Source organism: Actinomycetospora sp. CA-084318, assembly GCF_050955885.1.
Lineage (GTDB): Bacteria > Actinomycetota > Actinomycetes > Mycobacteriales > Pseudonocardiaceae > Actinomycetospora.
This window is the reverse complement of the sequence record NZ_CP192098.1, coordinates 2,581,593-2,598,493: the sequence shown is the minus strand read 5'-3', so window position 1 is coordinate 2,598,493 and position 16,901 is coordinate 2,581,593. Positions and strand designations below refer to the sequence as shown.

General features: G+C 75.3%; 14 protein-coding genes. 4 read left to right on the top strand and 10 right to left on the bottom strand.

From position 1 onward, the window contains the following. Positions 1–4: 4 nt before the first annotated feature. From ACQPYX_RS12655 to ACQPYX_RS12645, 3 genes are all read right to left on the bottom strand, one after another. Complete coding sequence (locus ACQPYX_RS12655) at positions 5–925, bottom strand: hypothetical protein (RefSeq protein WP_433803266.1); 921 nt, start codon at positions 923–925, stop codon at positions 5–7. A 145-nt stretch (positions 926–1,070) separates the two neighbouring features. Then, positions 1,071–1,655, bottom strand: coding sequence for a hypothetical protein (locus ACQPYX_RS12650; protein WP_433803265.1), 585 nt, complete (start codon positions 1,653–1,655; stop codon positions 1,071–1,073). A gap of 23 nt (positions 1,656–1,678) precedes the next feature. Further along, on the bottom strand, positions 1,679–2,176 hold the full coding sequence (locus tag ACQPYX_RS12645; RefSeq protein WP_433803264.1) for a DUF3145 domain-containing protein: 498 nt from the start codon (positions 2,174–2,176) through the stop codon (positions 1,679–1,681). A gap of 202 nt (positions 2,177–2,378) precedes the next feature. Here ACQPYX_RS12645 and ACQPYX_RS12640 point away from each other — a divergent pair, with 202 nt between their 5' ends. Then, positions 2,379–3,674, top strand: a complete 1,296-nt coding sequence (locus tag ACQPYX_RS12640) for an MFS transporter (RefSeq protein WP_433803263.1) — start codon at positions 2,379–2,381, stop codon at positions 3,672–3,674. 91 nt (positions 3,675–3,765) lie between these two features. Here the strand turns inward: ACQPYX_RS12640 and ACQPYX_RS12635 are convergent, their stop codons facing one another. Then, positions 3,766–3,894, bottom strand: a complete 129-nt coding sequence (locus tag ACQPYX_RS12635) for a hypothetical protein (protein WP_433803262.1) — start codon at positions 3,892–3,894, stop codon at positions 3,766–3,768. A 370-nt stretch (positions 3,895–4,264) separates the two neighbouring features. On the opposite strand from ACQPYX_RS12635, the gene ACQPYX_RS12630 reads away from it, so the two are divergent. Then, positions 4,265–5,593 carry a GGDEF domain-containing protein gene (locus tag ACQPYX_RS12630; protein ID WP_433803261.1) on the top strand — a complete coding sequence of 443 codons (1,329 nt, stop codon included), beginning with the start codon at positions 4,265–4,267 and terminating at the stop codon, positions 5,591–5,593. 1 nt (position 5,594) lies between these two features. On the opposite strand, the gene ACQPYX_RS12625 is transcribed toward ACQPYX_RS12630, so the two are convergent. After that, complete coding sequence (locus tag ACQPYX_RS12625) at positions 5,595–6,776, bottom strand: acyl-CoA dehydrogenase family protein (RefSeq protein ID WP_433803260.1); 1,182 nt, start codon at positions 6,774–6,776, stop codon at positions 5,595–5,597. Next, positions 6,754–7,224, bottom strand: coding sequence for an NUDIX domain-containing protein (locus tag ACQPYX_RS12620; protein ID WP_433803259.1), 471 nt, complete (start codon positions 7,222–7,224; stop codon positions 6,754–6,756). Before ACQPYX_RS12620 ends, ACQPYX_RS12625 begins: the two co-directional genes overlap by 23 nt. 48 nt (positions 7,225–7,272) lie before the next feature. Here ACQPYX_RS12620 and ACQPYX_RS12615 point away from each other — a divergent pair, with 48 nt between their 5' ends. Next, the gene (locus ACQPYX_RS12615; RefSeq protein ID WP_433803258.1) at positions 7,273–8,358 is read left to right on the top strand and encodes a carboxylate-amine ligase; all 1,086 of its coding nucleotides are present in this window, start codon (positions 7,273–7,275) and stop codon (positions 8,356–8,358) included. Here the strand turns inward: ACQPYX_RS12615 and ACQPYX_RS12610 are convergent. Further along, on the bottom strand, positions 8,355–9,854 hold the full coding sequence (locus ACQPYX_RS12610) for a DUF2867 domain-containing protein (RefSeq protein ID WP_433803257.1): 1,500 nt from the start codon (positions 9,852–9,854) through the stop codon (positions 8,355–8,357). The genes ACQPYX_RS12615 and ACQPYX_RS12610 overlap by 4 nt on opposite strands. Before the next feature lie 32 nt (positions 9,855–9,886). Further along, on the bottom strand, positions 9,887–10,102 hold the full coding sequence (locus tag ACQPYX_RS12605) for a hypothetical protein (protein ID WP_433803256.1): 216 nt from the start codon (positions 10,100–10,102) through the stop codon (positions 9,887–9,889). Positions 10,103–10,597: 495 nt separating this feature from the next. Between ACQPYX_RS12605 and ACQPYX_RS12600 the strand changes: the two genes are divergently transcribed. Then, positions 10,598–10,852, top strand: a complete 255-nt coding sequence (locus tag ACQPYX_RS12600; RefSeq protein ID WP_230749251.1) for a WhiB family transcriptional regulator — start codon at positions 10,598–10,600, stop codon at positions 10,850–10,852. A 280-nt stretch (positions 10,853–11,132) separates the two neighbouring features. Here the strand turns inward: ACQPYX_RS12600 and ACQPYX_RS12595 are convergent, their stop codons facing one another. Then, the gene (locus ACQPYX_RS12595) at positions 11,133–12,053 is read right to left on the bottom strand and encodes a DUF2188 domain-containing protein (RefSeq protein WP_433803255.1); all 921 of its coding nucleotides are present in this window, start codon (positions 12,051–12,053) and stop codon (positions 11,133–11,135) included. Positions 12,054–12,148: 95 nt separating this feature from the next. Then, a complete protein-coding gene (locus ACQPYX_RS12590; RefSeq protein ID WP_433803254.1) occupies positions 12,149–16,828 on the bottom strand; it encodes an HAD-IC family P-type ATPase in 4,680 nt (1,559 codons plus the stop codon). Positions 16,829–16,901 lie beyond the last annotated feature (73 nt).

The following is a 16,901-nucleotide window of genomic DNA, read 5'->3' as shown; positions in this document are numbered from 1 at the left end:
GGGGTCATAGGCCCTCGTAGTGCTCACGAGCGCATCGCGCACATTCCACGAAGTCCTCCTCCCAGCCGAGCTGGCGCAGCCGTGTCCAGACGGTCCGCGCGGTCTGGCAGGCCGCCCCGTGCACCTCCTCGAACCCGAAGGTGAGTCGGGCGCGGCCTTCCAGTTCCGCAGCGTTGTCCCGGGCGCGGTCCCCCAGGGCCGTCCGGCGGTTGGCGTGGAAGATCCAGCCGTCGAGACGGACGGTGAGGACGCCGAGCCGCATCACGTACTCGACGTCCTCGTACCGGTTGGTGTCGCCGACGCGACGTCGTACCTGACGGATCCCGACCGGCAGTCCGTGCGCGAGCTCGACGTCGGTGGCGTAGTCACCCTCCAGCACCGATCCGACTCCCTCGACGAGGAGCTTGGCCGCTGCGAGGAGCGCCTTGACGTACCGGCGGGGGCGACGGAGCTCGAGGCACTCGGTGATGGCCAGCGGATCGACCCGCGCCGCGGCCGCACCCGCAACGAGAACCCTCATGCTCTCCTTCGCGGACAACGCCTCGACGGCGAGGTCGATGAGCGTCACGACCTTCGACGTGACCGCGAAGCCCTGGTGTTCGACCCCTAGGTGCGCGAAGGCGCGGCTCCGATGCACGACGAGGCCCTCGCAGCCGCGTGCCGACGATCCATAGGGCACGGTCACGTGGATGGGCAGACCGTCCCTGCCGCCCCGCAGCCCGAGCACCGCAGCCGCTGACTCGTGGCTGAGCAGTGCCGGGCCGCGAATGAACAGCAACGCGGCCCAGCACCACATCTCCGAGGTGGGCTCACCCGTGACCAGAGCGTAGGTGCCGTGGAACAACGGCAACCATCGCCGGGCCGCGAGATTGGCCCGGACGACATCCTTCGTCAGCTGTTGGTCGAGAACCTGTTTGAGGCTCACGACATTCTTCTGGGTGTTCCGCAGGACCTGCCACGCGTCGAATTCGTCCACGTGGGCTTGGAGTGACGATCATGCGATCCGGTTCCATGCGCTTCGCATGTGAGCACTAAGTGGGGCGATAGCCCCACTTAGTGCTCACATGGCGTCAGCCACACGGAGTCCGCAGGCTGCTCCCCGCCAACGGGTCGACGATCTTCAGCTGACCCCGCTCGGTCACGACGGTCAGCGACACCTGCCAGCACAACCGCGCCGCGGGCACGTCCGGCGGAGCCGCGGCCGGGTCCTGGGTGGTGATCCATCCCGTGGGCACCACGTACTCCCCGCCGCCCACCGGGTCGATGCGCCGCAGGATCGGCGACCCCACCTTCACGGTCCGGTTCTGCTCGGCGAACTGCGCCGCCGACACCGAGGCCACGGACGTCGCCGACGAGGTGGACACCCAGCCCACGAAGTCACCGGCGTTGCGGGCGTCGATCTGGCGCTGGACGAGGTCGCGGATCTCGGCGGCGCGGGGGAAGGCGGCGGCCGAGGGCGTGAGGACGACGGTCGAGGGGCCGGCGGACCCGTCGTCGGGGAGGGCGACCCCGGCCAGCGCGGGCCCGGTGTCGCCGAGGGCGTCCCGCGCGGTCCCGGCGGCCCGGGCGGAGAGCAGCGCCGCGACCGTCCCCAGGGCCGCGAGCACGAGCACCAGGGCGATCGGCACGGTCACGGCGGGCCGCAGGAGGCGCATGGGACCCATCGAACCAGCCCGGATCACCCGACCTGGTGCAGCCACCCCACGGCGGCCCCCTCGCCGGCGAAGCGGTAGGGCTCGAGCGCGTCGTCCCAGCGGCGGCCGAGCAGCTCGTCGAGGCGGTGGTGCAGGGCGTCGGGCCCGGAGCGCCGCGCGGCGGCCATCGCCGAGCGCAGCTGGTCCTCGCCGATGACGACGTCGCCGTTGGCGCTCGTGCGGCCGTGCCAGAGGCCCAGGCCGGGGACGTGCGAGTACCGCTCACCGTCGGTGCCCGGGCTCGGGTCCTCGGTCACCTCGAACCGGAGCATGCCCCAGGCCCGCAGCGCGCTCACGAGACGCGCGGCGGTCCCGACCGGCCCCGTCCAGGAGCACTCGGCCCGCATCTGGCCCGGAGCGGCCTCCTGCTTGCTCCAGTCCAGCTGAACACGGGCGTCCAGGACGCCCGAGATGGCCCACTCGACGTGCGGATTGACCGCAGGCGGCGACGAGTGGACGTAGACCACGCCACGGGTGCTCACTGCTGACCTCCGAACGAGACGAGAAGCGTCTTCCCCAACGTCCTCGAACTCGGTCCGCGGCTCGCGATGACCAACCGGTGCAGCAGTGTGCCCTGTGGTGCCCCTGGTACGCCAGTGCACCGCGCGCCTCGGCGTGTCGCGGCCCGCAGCGGGCGTCCGGGCCGTGGATCTCGACCGGCCCTTCGCCTAGCGTGCACGGACGATGACGGGGGGCGACGAGGGCGAGGGCGACCGCCCGGCGCGGTTCCGCGACGCGCTCGCGGTCCCGGCCTTCCGCCACCTCTGGCTCGGGCAGCTGCTGTCGATCCTCGGCGACCAGGTCGCCCGCGTCGCGCTGTCCGTCCTCGTCTACCAGCGCACCGCGTCCGCGGCACTGACGGCGCTGACCTACGCGCTCACGTTCCTCCCCGACCTCGTCGCCGGCCCGCTGCTCTCCGGCCTCGCCGACCGGTACCCGCGGCGCCGGGTCATGGTCGTCACCGACGTCGCGCGCGCCGTGCTCGTCGCGGCCATGGCGGTTCCCGGCACCCCGTTGCCGGCCCTGGTCGTCCTGCTCGTGGCGGGCCAGCTGCTCGCCGCCCCGTTCCTCGCCGCGCGCTCGGCGATCCTGCCCCACCTGCTGCGCGGCGACCGGTACGTCGCCGGCAACGCCGTGATCAGCACGACCTACCAGCTCGCCCAGGTCCTCGGTTTCGCCCTCGGCGGCCCGCTGGTCGCGCTCCTCGGGGTCTCCCCCGCGCTCGCCGTCAACGCGGCGACGTTCGTCGTCTCCGCCCTCGTCCTCCGGTTCGGGGTGCCCGAGCAGCAGGCCCGTCCCGACGAGGGGTCGGCGCGGGTCGGGCTGCGCGGCGAGGCCGCACGGGTGGTGGCCGGGGCGCGGATCGTCGGGTCGGACCCGCGCCTGCGCTCGCTCATCGGGCTGGCCTGCATCTCGGCGTTCGTCGTGACCGTGGAGGGCCTCGCCGCGCCCTACGCCGCGGAGCTCGGGGCGGGCACCGTCGCGGTGGGCCTCCTGCTCGCGGCCAACCCGCTGGGCCAGGTGCTCGGCATCCTGCTCCTGACGCGGCTCGTCGCGCCCCACCGGCGGCCGAGGCTGATCGGGCCGCTCGCGGTCGCGTCGTGCGTCCCGCTCGTGGTGTCGGCCCTCGACCCCCCGCTCTGGGTGCTGCTGGTCGCGTGGGTGATCTCCGGGATGGCGTGCGCCTACCAGGTCCCGGCCAACGCGACGTTCGTGGTGAGCGTCGACGACGCGCGGCGGGGGCAGGCGTTCGGACTGGCCGTCACGGCCCTACGGGTCACCCAGGGCGTCGGCGTGCTGCTCGCCGGGCTGCTCGCGCAGCGCACGGCGCCGTCGACGGCGGTGGCGGTCGGCGGAGTCGTCGGGATCGTGGTCGCGCTGCTCGCGGCGCGGGCGTGGTCGCGGGCGTCGAGCGCACCCCGGGTCGGGACGAGGGACCCCGAGGCGGACGTGGCGGACGAGGCCGACGAGGTGGCGTGACCGGTCGGGACGCGTCCGGCCGGGACGCACGAGAGCCGGCCGGTCGCCCGTGGGGGCGGCCGGCCGGCGGCTCGGGTCGTGCGGCGTGCGCTCAGCGCCAGTGGGCGTCGCGGCTCCAGTTCGAGTCGGCGAAGCTCCAGTTCGAGTCCCGGCTCCAGTTCGAGTCGAAGCTCCAGTTCGAGTCGCGGCGGGACCAGTTCGAGTCGGACGAGATGCGCATCCGTATGCCTCCGGCAGTCGCAGTGCGTTGTCGTGTGCCCTGTCACATGACGGGTCGGAACGACTCCATCGCGTGACGCTGTCACCTTGCGTGACAGATCCTGGATCCCTCGGCCGAGCGGGCCGCGGGCGGGGCGTGCGGTCGGACGCTCTCAGCCTGAACGTTGTGGCTATCGGTCACCAGACGGCGACTGGGCGTCAACCATCCAGGTGAGATGCCACCAAAGGGTGATCCACTGACCCCCTCCGAGGTGTCGCGCGGTACCGTTCTCGGGGTCGGAGGGGGGCTCCGGGATCACCGTGGGACCACGCGTCGCATGCCTCCCGGACCCGCCGGAGCACGATGCGCACATCGTCGGAGGCTGCAGAACGTGACCACGCCGCGTGCCCGGCCTGACGACGCGGGCACTCCGCAGCGTCACCGCGGGGCCGCCGGGCGGCGTCCCGACCGCTGGGCCCTGTGGGGTCTGCCGCGGGCCGCCCTGGTGTACGTCCTGCTCATCGACCTCGCGGCCGTGGGCGCGATCGTCGCGACGGTGACCCTCACGCCGCCGGCTCCGCAGGCGTGGCTGATCTGCGGTCTGCTGTTCCTCGGCTCGGCGCTGCACGCGGAGGCCGCCCGGCACATCGAGCGGGTCCGCATCAGCCCCGGCGACAAGCCGTTCATCGACCTCAAGTCGATGTGGACCTTCGCGGGCCTGCTCCTCACCCAGATCGGGCCCTCGCTGGTCCTCGTCACCGCGGTGTTCGCCTACTGGTGGGCCCGCAACGAACGGCGCCCTCCGCCGCACCGCTGGATCTTCTCCTGGGCCACCGTCGTCCTCGGGACCACCGCCGCGGGGCTCCTCCTCGACGGAGTCCAGCGCGACACCCTCCTGCGCGTGGCCGCCGGGCCCACCGGGCTCGCGCTGATCGCCGTGGCCGCCCTGGTGCGCTGGACGGTGAACCACGGCCTCGTCGTCGGGATCATCCGCCTGGTGTCGCCGCGCACCTCGCTGCGCCGGCACTTCGCGAGTCCCGCCGACACCCTCCTCGGACTCGGGGCGCTCGCCCTCGGGGCCGCGCTCGCCGTCCTCGCGGCCGCGTCGCCCTGGCTCGTCCCGATCCTGCTCGTGCCGGTGATCATGCTGCACCGCGGCGTCCTGGTGGACCAGTTCCGGCACGCGGCCCGCACCGACCCGAAGACGGGGCTCGCCAACGGCGCCGCGTGGGCCGAGGTCGCCGCGAAGGAGATCGCCCGCACCCGACGACACGACGGCGGGCTCGCCGTGCTCATGGTCGACCTCGACGAGTTCAAGGCCGTGAACGACCGCCACGGGCACCTCGTCGGCGACGAGGTGCTCCGCGCCGTCGCCGCGTCGCTGTCCGCGGAGGTCCGCGCCTACGACGCGGTCGGCCGCTTCGGCGGCGAGGAGTTCGTGGTGCTGCTCTCCGGGGTCGACCCGGAGGCGGCGACGCTGACCGCGGAGCGCCTGCGCGACCGCATCGCCGCCATCGACCTCCACGTGCCGACCGCGACCGGCGGGCAGGCGCACGTCCACGGCCTCACCGCGTCGGTCGGCTGCGCCCCGTGCCCGGACGGCGACCGCTCGGTCGACGACCTGCTCGCCGCCGCCGACGAGGCGCTCTACCGCGCGAAGCGCGCGGGCCGGGACCGGACCGTCACTGCCGACCCGACCCGACCCGACGTCGGGAGCTGAGCTACCGGAACGCGGCGAGGCCGGTGAGCGCCTGACCGATGGACAGGGCGTGCATCTCCTCGGTGCCCTCGTAGGTCAGCACGGTCTCGAGGTTCGTCATGTGCCGGAACACCGGGTACTCGAGCGTGATGCCGTTGCCGCCGAGCACGGTGCGGGCGGTGCGGGCGACGTCGAGGGCCGCGTGGACGTTGGCCATCTTCCCGAAGCTCACCTGCGCCGGGTGCAGTTCGTGCGCGTCCTTGAGCCGGCCGATCCGCGCCGCGGCGAGCGACGCCTGGTTCACCGCGACGACCATCTCGGCGAGCTTGCGCTGGGTGAGCTGGAAGCCCGCGATCGGCTTCCCGAACTGCTCGCGGTCCAGCGCGTAGGCCAGCGCGGCCTCGTAGCAGGACCGGGCCGCGCCCACCGCGCCCCAGAGGATGCCGTAGCGCGCCTCGTTGAGGCACGACAGCGGGCCCTTCAGCCCGGTCACCTCGGGGAACATCGCGTCGGCCGGCAGCCGCACGCCCTCGAGCACCAGCTCGGCGGTCAGCGAGGCCCGCAGCGAGAGCTTGTGCTTGACCTCGTTCGCGGTGAACCCGGGGGTGTCGGTGGGCACGACGAAGCCGCGGATGCCCTTGCTGCCCTGCTCCGGGTCGGTCTGGGCCCACACGACGGCGACGTCGGCCAGCGTCCCGTTGGTGATCCACATCTTGGAGCCGTCGAGCACCCAGTCGTCGCCGTCGCGGCGGGCGCGGGTGCGCATGGAACCCGGGTCGGAGCCGGCGTCGGCCTCGGTCAGCCCGAAGCAGCCGAGCGCCTCACCGGTGGCCATCCGCGGCAGCCACTGCTGCTTGTGCTCCTCGGAGCCCCAGCGGTGGATCGCGAACATCGCGAGCGAGCCCTGGACCGACACGAAGGAGCGCAGCCCCGAGTCGACCGCCTCCAGCTCGCGGCAGGCCAGGCCGTAGCTGGTCGCGTTGGTGCCCGCGCAGCCGTAGCCCTCGAGGTGCATGCCCAGCAGCCCGAGCGCACCCAGCCCCTTGGCGATGTCGCGCGGCAGGGTGTTCGACTCGTACCACTCGGCGATCCGCGGGGCGAGCTCGGCGGTCGCGTAGTCGCGCACCGCGTCGCGGATGTCGCGCTCCTCGGCGCTCAGCTCGGCGTCGACGGCGAGGAAGTCACTGGGGTCCGGAGCAGCCATGCTCCCACGCTAGGTGCTCGGCCCAGAACGCGGCGAATCCCGGGTGGAGGTCCAGGTCACCCACCTCGGACAGGGGCACCCAGCGTAGCTCGGAGGCCTCCCCGTCCTGCGGCGTCAGCGGCACCGGGGCGTCCAGGGTGGCGTGCACGGTCGTGTAGGCCCAGCCGCCGTGGTCGTCCACGGACTCCGTCCCGACGACGGCGTCGGCCGGGTCGAGTCCCGTCTCCTCGGCCGCCTCGCGCAGCGCCGCCTCGACGGCGGTCTCCCGCTCGTCGCGGGCGCCGCCGGGAATCCCCCACGTGTTGCCGTGATGGCTCCAGAAGATCCGGTGCGCGAGCAGCACCTGCTCCTGCGCGACGAGGAGGAGTCCCGCCGCCCCGTAGCGCCCCCAGTGCCGGTGGCCCTGCCCGCAGACCACCCAGCCGTCCCCGTTCGCGCCCCGCGCCACCCGAGTCTCCCGTTCGTCCGCCGGTCCCTGCTGGGAACATCCCCCGTCGTGGACGCATCGACACGGCGCATGGGCGTCGAGGAGGAGCTGCTGCTCGTCGATCCCGACGACGGGAGCCCGCTCGGCCTGGCACCGGCGGTGCTGCCCGCCGCCGACGACCTCGACGGGGAGATGCGCGCCGAGCAGGTGGAGACTGGCTCGGTCCCGCACACCGACGCCGAGGCCCTGGTGGCCGACCTGCGCCGGCGCCGGGCCGACGCCGCGCGGGCCGCCAGGACCTCCGGCGCGGCGGTCGCGGCGCTGGCCACCTCGCCGGTCGCCCCCGGACCGGCGACCTCGGTGGACGGCCGGTACGGGCGCATCCTGGACCGGTTCGGGGCGATCGCCACCGCCCAGCTCACCAACGGCCAGCACGTCCACGTGGAGATCGCCTCCCGCGAGGAGGGCGTGGGGATCCTCGACCGGCTCGGGGCGTGGCTGCCCGTGCTGCGCGCGCTCTCGGCCAACTCGCCGTTCTGGCGGGGCGAGGACACCGGGTACGCGAGCTACCGGTCGCTGGTGTGGGCGCGGATGCCCTCGGCCGGGCCGTCCTCGGTGTTCGGGTCGGTCGAGGCCTACGACGCGGCCGTGGCGGCGATGGTCGCGACGGACACGATCGTCGACGACGGGATGGTCTACTTCGACGCCCGGCTGGCGGCCCGCTTCCCGACGGTGGAGGTCCGGGTCACCGACGTCTCCCGCACCGTCGACGACGCGGTGACGATCGCCCTGCTGGCCCGGGCGCTGGTGACGACCGCCGCGACGGCGTGGGCGGCGGGCGAGCCGCCGACCGCGACGCCCATGGAGGTGCTGCGGCTCGCGCACTGGCGGGCCGCCCGCGCGGGCTGTGTCGGGTCGGGCGAGACCGGGGTGCTCGTGCACCCCGTCTCGGGCCGCCCGGTCCCGGCGGCGGACGCGGTGTCGGCGCTGCTCGAGCACGTCGACGCGGCACTCGGGCCCGATCGCGACACGGTCCACGCCGGCGTGCGTCGTGTGCTGGAGGGGACGACGGGCGCCGCGGCCCAGCGGGCGGCCCACGCGTCGGGGGGTCTGCGGGAGGTGGTGCGGTCCGCGCAGGTGGGCGTCGACGTCTAGCGCTCGCCGGCGCGGAGCGCGCCCCGGGCCATCGGCCCGAACACGAGGGGCGCGCCGACCCGCAGGCCCGCGCCGTAGGCGACACCGGCGAGCCCGGACGGCGCGAAGGCGACCTCCAGGGTCAGGGCCGCCCCTCCCCTGTCGTCGTCGGGACGCACGGTGAAGGTGAGCCAGAGCCGCCCGGGCACCTTGAGGTCCGCGCGCAGCCGCACCGAGCGCAGGGCGTCGTCGTGGGTGAGGGCCTCGACCCGCCAGCCGTCGATGACGTCCCCGACCACGAGGTCGCGGCCGTGCGGGCGCCCCCGGTAGCCGCCCACGCCGCCCAGCAGCTGGTCGGCGCGGCCGAGCGCGCCGAACACGCCCGGCGGGGCGTACCAGCCGGTGTCGCCGCCGATGCGCTGCACCGCCGCCCACACCCGGTCCGCGGGGACGCCGCCGCTCACCGTGGTCGACCACCGCCACGTGGCGCCGCCGGAGCCGACGGGGTCGGAGGGCAGGGCGAGCGCGGCGGGCCGACCTGCCTGGCCGAGGACGGGCGTGGGGTCACGGTCCGCCGGGTCGACCCCGCTCCGGCGCCGGCCGAGCGCCGCGCGCACCGCGGCCCCGTACGTCGTCGGGCCTCCGGGCGGGTCCCCGAGCAGGCGCCGGGCGTCCGCGAGGGACCCCGGGTCGCAGACGAGCTCGTGGCGCAGCGACTCGATGAGCGGTTCGACGAGGCGGCGCGGCAGCGGCGAGAGCAGCTCCATCGCCATCGCCGCGACGGTCGGCCCCCCGGGCGGCACGGGGAGCGGCACCGGCACGGCCACACGCTGCGGGAGCCCGGCGAGGCGGGCGTAGCGCTGCACCAGGTCGAGGTAGGTCAGGACGTCGGGTCCGCCCACGTCGAGCCGGCGGTCGACCTCGGGCGGCAGGTCGGTGGCGGCGACGAGGGCGTGGAGCACGTCGTCGACCGCGATCGGCTGGGTCCGGTGCGCGAGCCACGGGATGCCGGGCAGCACGGGGACACGCTCGGCGAGGTACCGGATCATCTCGAAGCTCGCCGAGCCGGATCCGACCACGATGCCGGCCTCCAGGGCCGCCGTCGGGACGGAGGAGGCGAGGAAGATGTCGGCCACCTCCGCGCGGGAGGCGAGGTGACGCGACGGCGAGGACCCCGGAGCGGGGCGCAGGCCGCCGAGATAGACGAGCCGGCCCACCCCGGCGTCGGTGGCCGCCGCCACCACCGCGTGCGCGGCCGCCCGGTCCCGCTCCGGGAAGTCGGACTGCTCGAGGGCGTGCGCGAGGTGCACGACGACGTCGGCGTCGGCCACCAGGTGCTCGAGCGCGTCGGGTTCCTCCAGGGAGCCCGGGACGACGTCGACCGCGTCCGCCCACCCCGTCAGCGCGAGCTTGTGCGGCGACCGCACGAGCACCGCGACCTCGTCGCCCCGGGCCAGCAGGCGGGGCACGAGGCGGGTCCCGAGATAGCCGGTCGACCCGATGACGGCGCAGCGCATCCGATCATCCTGGCGGGAGCCGGCCGGTCACGTCATCCGCGGACGTTCGGCTTGCCCTCCCGGTCCGCCCAGCGCTGGTCGATCCCGATGATGCTGGGCCGCCCGTTCATGATCCGGATGACCTGCCAGAGCCCGATCAGGCCCAGGACCAGGCCGATCAGCGCGTGGTCGAGCACGAACGCGACCAGGGCCCCCGCACAGATGGCGCCGACCACGATGTCACGCAGCGCCAGGACGATCGCCCGCATGTCCACGCTCCGCCCACGTCCGGTGTCATCGGTATCACCGGTCAGTGTGCCCCCCGGCGGACGCGGATGCACGTACGGTGGTCCAGGCGAGATCGTCACCGACCGCGACCGTAATCTGTGGTGCGAATCACAGTTCACCCGGACGCCGATCGGGACGACACTCGTTTGCTCGCGATGTTGTCCGGATATTCATGAAAGCCGGACAGCGCCGTGAGCGCTGTCGGTCCGAGATCGCTGCGGGTCCGCGGGAAACCGGTGGACGCGCACGCGGATCGGGCGGCCTGATGTCACAGGCAGCAGCGGTCCCACCCAGGGATCGAACTGCGGCCCGCATCGGCGTGTCCTGGCTGGCAGCACCCATCGACGACTGACCCCGTCACGGCGTCCACCCGGCGCCGGGCGCGTGAGCGTGCGCACGTGCCCCGACGGGAGCACCACCGCGCGCGGCGACATCGACAGGCGACACAGGCGACATCGGAAAGGACAGCAGGACCCATGGACTGGGAGCTCGCGGCCTGCCGCGACCACGACCCCGAACTCTTCTTCCCCGTCGGCACCGAGGGCCCCGGGGCGGAGCAGCTGACCGCCGCGAAGTTCATCTGCGGTACCTGCCCGCTCCAGGCCGCGTGCCTGCGCTGGGCGCTCGACACCGGCCAGGAGGCCGGCGTGTGGGGCGGCACCTCCGAGGAGGACCGCCGCGACATGCGCCGCGCGCGCCTCTCCGGCCGCTCCGTCGGCGTCAGCGCCTGACGGCTCGACGCGTACGAAGGGCCCGTCCCCGGTTCGCCGGAGGCGGGCCCTTCGTCGTGTCCGGGGCTTCGGCGCGAGGATGACGCGGGACAGCCTTCCGGCCCGCCCTGGATGCCGGGTGTCACCCTCGGCGCGGGTGCCCGGCCGGCCCCGGCGCGAGAGTGACGCCACGCAGGATCCCGGCCCGCCCGGGATGCCTGGTGTCACCCTCGGCGGGGGTGCCCTGGGAACGAACGAAGGGCCCCTCCGACCGGAGGGGCCCTTCGTTGCGAAGCGGTGTCTATCGCCGGCCGGTGACCTTGCGGGCCGCCCCGGAGAGCAGCTCCCCGCCGGCGGAGACCACGGCACCGGTCACGCTGAAGGCGGTGCGCACCGCGAACCCCGCGACCTGACCGGCGATCCGCACCGGGTTGTACGACGGCGCGGCCGCGTTCGCCTGGCGCGTCGCCTCGTCCACCGCGGCGTCGACCTTGCGGGCCTGCGCCTCGGTGACGCTCGTGATGCTGCCCGCGAGGTCGTCGCCGACGGTGTTGAGCTCCTGGTCCACGCCCTTGCTCACGCGGGCCGCCCGGTCGCCGCCCTCGACGGCCTTCTCGCCCGCCTCCTCGGCAGCCGCCCCGACCGTCTGGCCGGCCCGCTTGCCCGCGCGGGCGGTGTCCTTCGCGATGCGCTCGCCGGCCCGGCTTGTGGTCTCGGCGACCTGCTTGCCGGAGGTCTGCGCGATCGTCGCGGCGTCCTCGGCCGCGGCCTTCGGCGCCTTGCCGTTGGTGGCGGCCTTCGCCTCGTCGGCGATGCCCGAGGCGCCCGCCTCGGCCTGGGCGGTGGCCTTTTTCGCCGAGGTCTCGGCCCGGTCGGCCACCTTCTCGCCGGTCGCCTTCGCGTCCGAGGCGACCGCCCGCGCGGTCTTCCCGGCCTTGTCGGCGGCGGCCTTGCTCGTGGCGCGGGCGCCGGCGGCGGTGGCCTTCGCGGCGTTCTTCGGGGCCTCGGTGGCGGTGTCGGCGCCGGCCTTGACGGTCTGGCTCTCGCGAACCTTGCCGTCCGTGCCGTAGACGACGACCTTGCCGCCGCCGTCCTTCGCCACGATCTCGGTGGCCCGCGCGACCGCCTCGACCTGGGTCGGGGCCTTCGCGCTGGCGCGCTGGGCGCCCTTCTTGAGCACCTGCCAGCCGTCGTCGGTCGGCTTCACGTCGCGGTCGGCCATGGCGGTTCCCACTACTCCCTGGTTCCGGGTGCGTTGCTACGCACAGTGTTCCCCGCCCGCGACCTGCACAAACACCACGGAGTGATCAGCGCCACTCACCCGGTCAGTGCAGCGGTGGCCTTCTCCTGGAGGTCGAGGTACTTCGCCGTCGCCTCGTCCCGGACCTCGCCGAGCCGCTCGATCAGGGCGGCGAGCGCGGACCCCTCGGGCGCCACCACGTCGCCGTAGCGACGCACCAGCTCGGGCCCGATCATCGACGCGGCCGTGGCGACCGCCGCCGACCCCGCCGCCTGGCCCCATGCGATCGGGCCGAGCGGGACGCAGCCGAAGAACTGGCTGACGCCCGGCGTCTGGACGACCGCGAAGAGCGCCCCGGCCGAGACCACGGACGCGCCCACGACCAGCGGGCTGCGGTGCCCGCCGGCGGCCACGGTCTGGCCTAGCTGCGTCCCGACGAGGGCCGCCAGCGCGACCGTGCGGGCGCGGGCCGGGCTGCCGTACGGGGTCGCCTGGGCCTGGATCCACGCCAGCGAGGCACCACCGGCGGTGGCCGCGGCCCGGAGCCCGATCTCGCGGTTGAGGGCGTCGCCCAGGGAGGCCTCCGGCCCCTCGGCGAGCAGCGACCGGGCGTCGCCGGGCGCCGGCGCGCGGACGGCGAGCGCCAGCGACGGCGCGAGGTCGGTGAGCAGGTTGACCAGCAGCAGCTGGCGCGCCGTGAGCGGGGAGGTGCCCGTCGTCGAGGCGCCCAGCACGGTGAAGGCGATCTCGCCGATGTTGCCGCCCACGAGCACGCCGAGCGCCTCGCGCACCGACGCCCACATGGCGCGGCCCTCGACGAGCGCCGCGAGGATCGTCTCGAGCCGGTCGTCGGTGACGACGAGGTCGGCCGCCGCGCGGGCGGCCGGGGTCCCGCGGCGACCGAGTGCGATGCCCACGTCGGCCAGCCGGATCGCCGGGGCGTCGTTCGCCCCGTCCCCGGTCATGGCGACGGTGCGGCCGAGCCGCTGGAAGGCCTGGACCGCGCGCACCTTGTGCGCCGGCGTCCCGCGGGCCACGACCCGCACCGTCGGCAGCACGGCGTCGAGCGCGTCGTCGTCGAGCTCGTCCATCTCCTGGCCGGTGATGACGATGCCGCCGTTCAGGACGTCCAGCTCCTCCGCGACCGCCTCGGCGGTCGAGGGGTGGTCGCCCGTGATCATGACGACCTGCACCCCGGCCTCGCGCAGGTCGCGCACGGTGGCCTGCGAGCCGGCCCGCACCGGGTCGGTGAAGCCGACGAAGCCGACGAAGCTGAGGTCGGCCACGTCCTCGTCGGTCACCTCGGGCGCGCCGTCGTGCTCGCTCGTCCAGGGCTCCGACCGCTCGGCCACGGCGAGCACGCGCATGCCCTGCCCGGCCAGCAGGTCGGTGTGCTCGACCAGCCGCTGGCGCGCCTCGTCGTCGAGCTCGGTACCGGCCCAGTCGGCGCACCGGGCGATGACGACCTCGGGCGCGCCCTTGACCGAGAGCACCTGCTCCTTGACGCCCTCCTCGGTCCGCGCCTCCCCCAGCGTGGCGTGGTAGCCGCGGCTGGGGTCGAAGTCGAGCGAGGCGACCGGCCACCAGCCGGCGCGCTTGTGCTCGGGGTCGACGTCGAAGGACTGTGCCCCGAACACCACCGCGCGGTCGGTGAGGTGGGCGAGCCGCTCCCCCGGCTTGGGGCGCGGGGTGGCGCGCAGGGCCGCGGCGAGGACCCGGCGCTGCCGCTTGCGCAGACGGTCGGTGGGCCGCAGCTTCACGCCGTCGGAGATCGCGGAGAGGGCCAGCTTGCCCTCGGTCAGCGTGCCGGTCTTGTCGAAGCAGAGCACGTCGACCCGGCCGACGGCCTCGATGGTCTTCGGGTTCCGGACGAGGGCCCCTTCCGCGCTCAGGCGGCGCGCGGACGCCAGCTGGGCGGCGGAGACGATGAACGGCAGGCCCTCGGGCACCGAGGCGACGGCGAGGCCGACCCCGGAGTGCAGGTTCTGGTTCATCGGGAGGCCGCGCACGGCGCCGGCCCCGACCACGGCGGCCGCGGAGGCCAGCGCGAGGGGCGTGGTGATCTTCGTGATGCCGGAGAGCCGCTGGTCGACGCCGGCGACCGGGGCGTTCGCCCGGGCCGCGGCGGTCGAACGCCCGACCTCGGTCGACGAGCCGGTGGCCACGACGACGGCCCGGCCGCGGCCGGTGGCGACGGTGGTGCCCTCGTAGAGCATCGAGCGCCGGTCCGCGACGGAGCGGGCGATCACGGGCGCGGCGGTCTTCGGCACCGGCAGCGACTCGCCGGTCAGCGACGACTCGTCGAGCTCCAGCGCGTCGGCGCGCAGCACGCGGCAGTCGGCCGGGACGACGTCGTCCGGGCCGAGCTCGACCACGTCCCCGACGACCACGTCGTCGGCGGTGACCGTGGTGGGCACGCCGTCGCGCAGGACGCGGGTGCGGGTGGACGAGCGCTCGAGCAGGCCGGCCACGGCGCGGTCGGTGACCACGCGCTGCACGCCGCCGATGAGGGCGGACGCGGCGGTGACGCCGACGACGATCGCCGCGTCGGCGATCGCGCCGATGGCGGCCGAGAGCACGGCGCCGCCCGCCAGGACGGGCGTCAGTGGGTTGTTCAGCTCGTCGATGAAGGCCCGGCCCAGCGAGGTCGACTCCTCGGCGGCCGCCGGGTCCTCGCGGACGCGACGGGCGGCCTCGGCGGAGGACAGGCCGCGCTCGGAGGCGTCCAGGCGGGTCAGCACGGTCTCGGCCGGCATGACGTGCCACGGCGTGCGGGACACGCCGGGCACGAGCGTCTTCCGCCCGAGCTCCGAGGCCGACCAGGCGCCGGCCCCGAGGGCGACGCCCGCGGCGCCGTTGACCGCGAGCCCGGCGAGGGAGGCGCCGCGCGGGGCGGTGCCCGCCGTGGCCATCGCGGCGCCGAGCACGGTGCCGGCGCGGGCCAGCGCCACGGAGCGGCCGGAGGTCGCCTTCGCGACCTTGACGCCCTCGATCAGCAGGGCGGCCGTGGCCAGGTCGTCGCCGACCAGGACGTGCGCGCCCCACGCCGGGATGCCGTCGGCGCGGGTGACGCCGACGCCGAGGTCGGCGGCGGCGAGGGCGCGGCGGTCGCGGGAGACGACGAGCACGCCCGCGCCCTCGACCTGCAGCATCCGCACGGCGGCGGCCAGCCCCGGGCCACCGGGCACCTGCCGGTCGACGGTGCGCCGCGTGGCCGGGACGGTGCCGTCCGCGCCGGGCAGGCCGGCGTCGTCGTCGGACGCGTCGTCGTCGGAGGCGTCGGGGGCGGGGACGACCTCGTCCGTGCCGACGACGAGCGTCAGCCCGGCCCGGCGGGCGGCCGCACCGAGCGCCTCGGCCGCGGCGGCCGGCTCCGGCAGGGCACCGACGACGGCGACCAGCCCTCCGTCGTACGACAGGCCCAGGACGACGGTCGCGCCGTCGGTGCGCAGCGCGTCGACCGCCTCGGCGACGACCGGCTCGTCCTCGCGTCCCGCAGGCAGCGGAGCCAGCGACCAGCCGGCGTGGTGGGTGACGGTGCCGGACGCGTCCGAGGGGTCGAACAGCTCGTGCACGAGCGGCGTCAGCGACTCGACGGACACGGCGGTGCCGTCCGGGGCGGTGAGGCCCTCCCCGTCGACGAGCGCGAGGTCCCCGAGCATGAGCGCGCCGGTGGTCAGCGCCGAGGCGTCGAGGACGACGGTGTCGATCCGGTCCATGCGCCGCAGCACGGTCGGCTCGACGACGACGGCGCCCCGGCGGGACAGGACGCGCCCGAAGGTCGTCGCGAAGCCCTCCCGGCCCATCCGGCCGGCCTTGGGCAGCGTGGACAGGGCGACCCCGACCGCGCGGCGCGGGCCGCCGAGCGCGAGCGTGGTGCCGAACCCGCCGAGGGCGGCGAGACCGACGTGGTCGCCGTGGCGCTCGACCGGGCCGGCGGGGAACGGGACGGGCCGCGCGTCGAGGGTCAGCGCGTCGTCGGCGGCCACGCCGACCTGCTCGGGGTCGGCCAGCAGGCGGGGCTCGGCGCGCGTGAACGCGTCGGCGGACGCCCGGGCCTCCGCGATCTGCAGGGCGCGGTAGGCGGCATCGACCAGCAGCCCGGTCGAGCCCTGCCCGAGGCCCTGGCCGGCCGCGTTGGTGAGGGCGAGCAGGATGTCGGCGCGCTGGCGGCCGAGCGCGCGCTCGACGGCGGCCCGCAGCCGCGGCTGGTGGTCGACGAAGGACGCGGCGGACGCGAGCTCCACGGGCAGCGGCGTGCGGCGCAGCACCGCACCGAGCCCGGCCGCCCCGAGTCCTGCGACGTCGGCGGCGAAGGTGGTCAGCGCCTGCGAGACCGCCGTCGGCGAGTGCCCGCCGGCCGGGTGCGCGGCGCCGTCGGTGACCGCCTCCTGCTCCTCCAGCACCTCGACCAGGTCGACGAGGTCGTCGACGGTCTCGTCCAGCTCGTCCGGGGCCGCGCCGTCCTCGGCCAGCGACACCACGACGACGCCCAGCGCGGCGTTCACGCTCGCCCAGTCGACCGCGGGGTGCGCGGTCAGGGCCTTCTCCACCGCCCGCAGCAGCTCCGAGCCGGCCTCCCGGGAGGTCGCGGGCACACCGATGTGGACGCGTCCGTCCCCGCGCCACACCCGCCGTCCGCGGTACCGCGAGGGGTCCAGGGCGTCGACCGCGGCCCGGGCGACACCCAGGGGGTCGGCGAGCCGCGCCAGCAGGGAGCGGGAGCGGCGGGGGGCGTCGGTGGGGTCGGGGTGCATGGGGGTGGTGACTCGTCCTCTCGACAGCACGTCGTGCGGGGCCGCGGGCGCCACGGCGGTGGAGCGGCCCGGA

Excerpts from the sequence above, each read along its gene's own strand:
- ACQPYX_RS12650 (WP_433803265.1), bottom strand. The coding sequence starts at position 1,655 with ATGCGCCTCCTGCGGCCCGCCGTGACCGTGCCGATCGCCCTGGTGCTC.
- ACQPYX_RS12640 (WP_433803263.1), top strand. The coding sequence starts at position 2,379 with ATGACGGGGGGCGACGAGGGCGAGGGCGACCGCCCGGCGCGGTTCCGC.
- ACQPYX_RS12635 (WP_433803262.1), bottom strand. The coding sequence starts at position 3,894 with ATGCGCATCTCGTCCGACTCGAACTGGTCCCGCCGCGACTCGAACTGG.
- ACQPYX_RS12625 (WP_433803260.1), bottom strand. The coding sequence starts at position 6,776 with ATGGCTGCTCCGGACCCCAGTGACTTCCTCGCCGTCGACGCCGAGCTG.
- ACQPYX_RS12610 (WP_433803257.1), bottom strand. The coding sequence starts at position 9,854 with ATGCGCTGCGCCGTCATCGGGTCGACCGGCTATCTCGGGACCCGCCTC.
- ACQPYX_RS12605 (WP_433803256.1), bottom strand. The coding sequence starts at position 10,102 with ATGCGGGCGATCGTCCTGGCGCTGCGTGACATCGTGGTCGGCGCCATC.
- ACQPYX_RS12600 (WP_230749251.1), top strand. The coding sequence starts at position 10,598 with ATGGACTGGGAGCTCGCGGCCTGCCGCGACCACGACCCCGAACTCTTC.
- ACQPYX_RS12595 (WP_433803255.1), bottom strand. The coding sequence starts at position 12,053 with ATGGCCGACCGCGACGTGAAGCCGACCGACGACGGCTGGCAGGTGCTC.
- ACQPYX_RS12590 (WP_433803254.1), bottom strand. The coding sequence starts at position 16,828 with ATGCACCCCGACCCCACCGACGCCCCCCGCCGCTCCCGCTCCCTGCTG.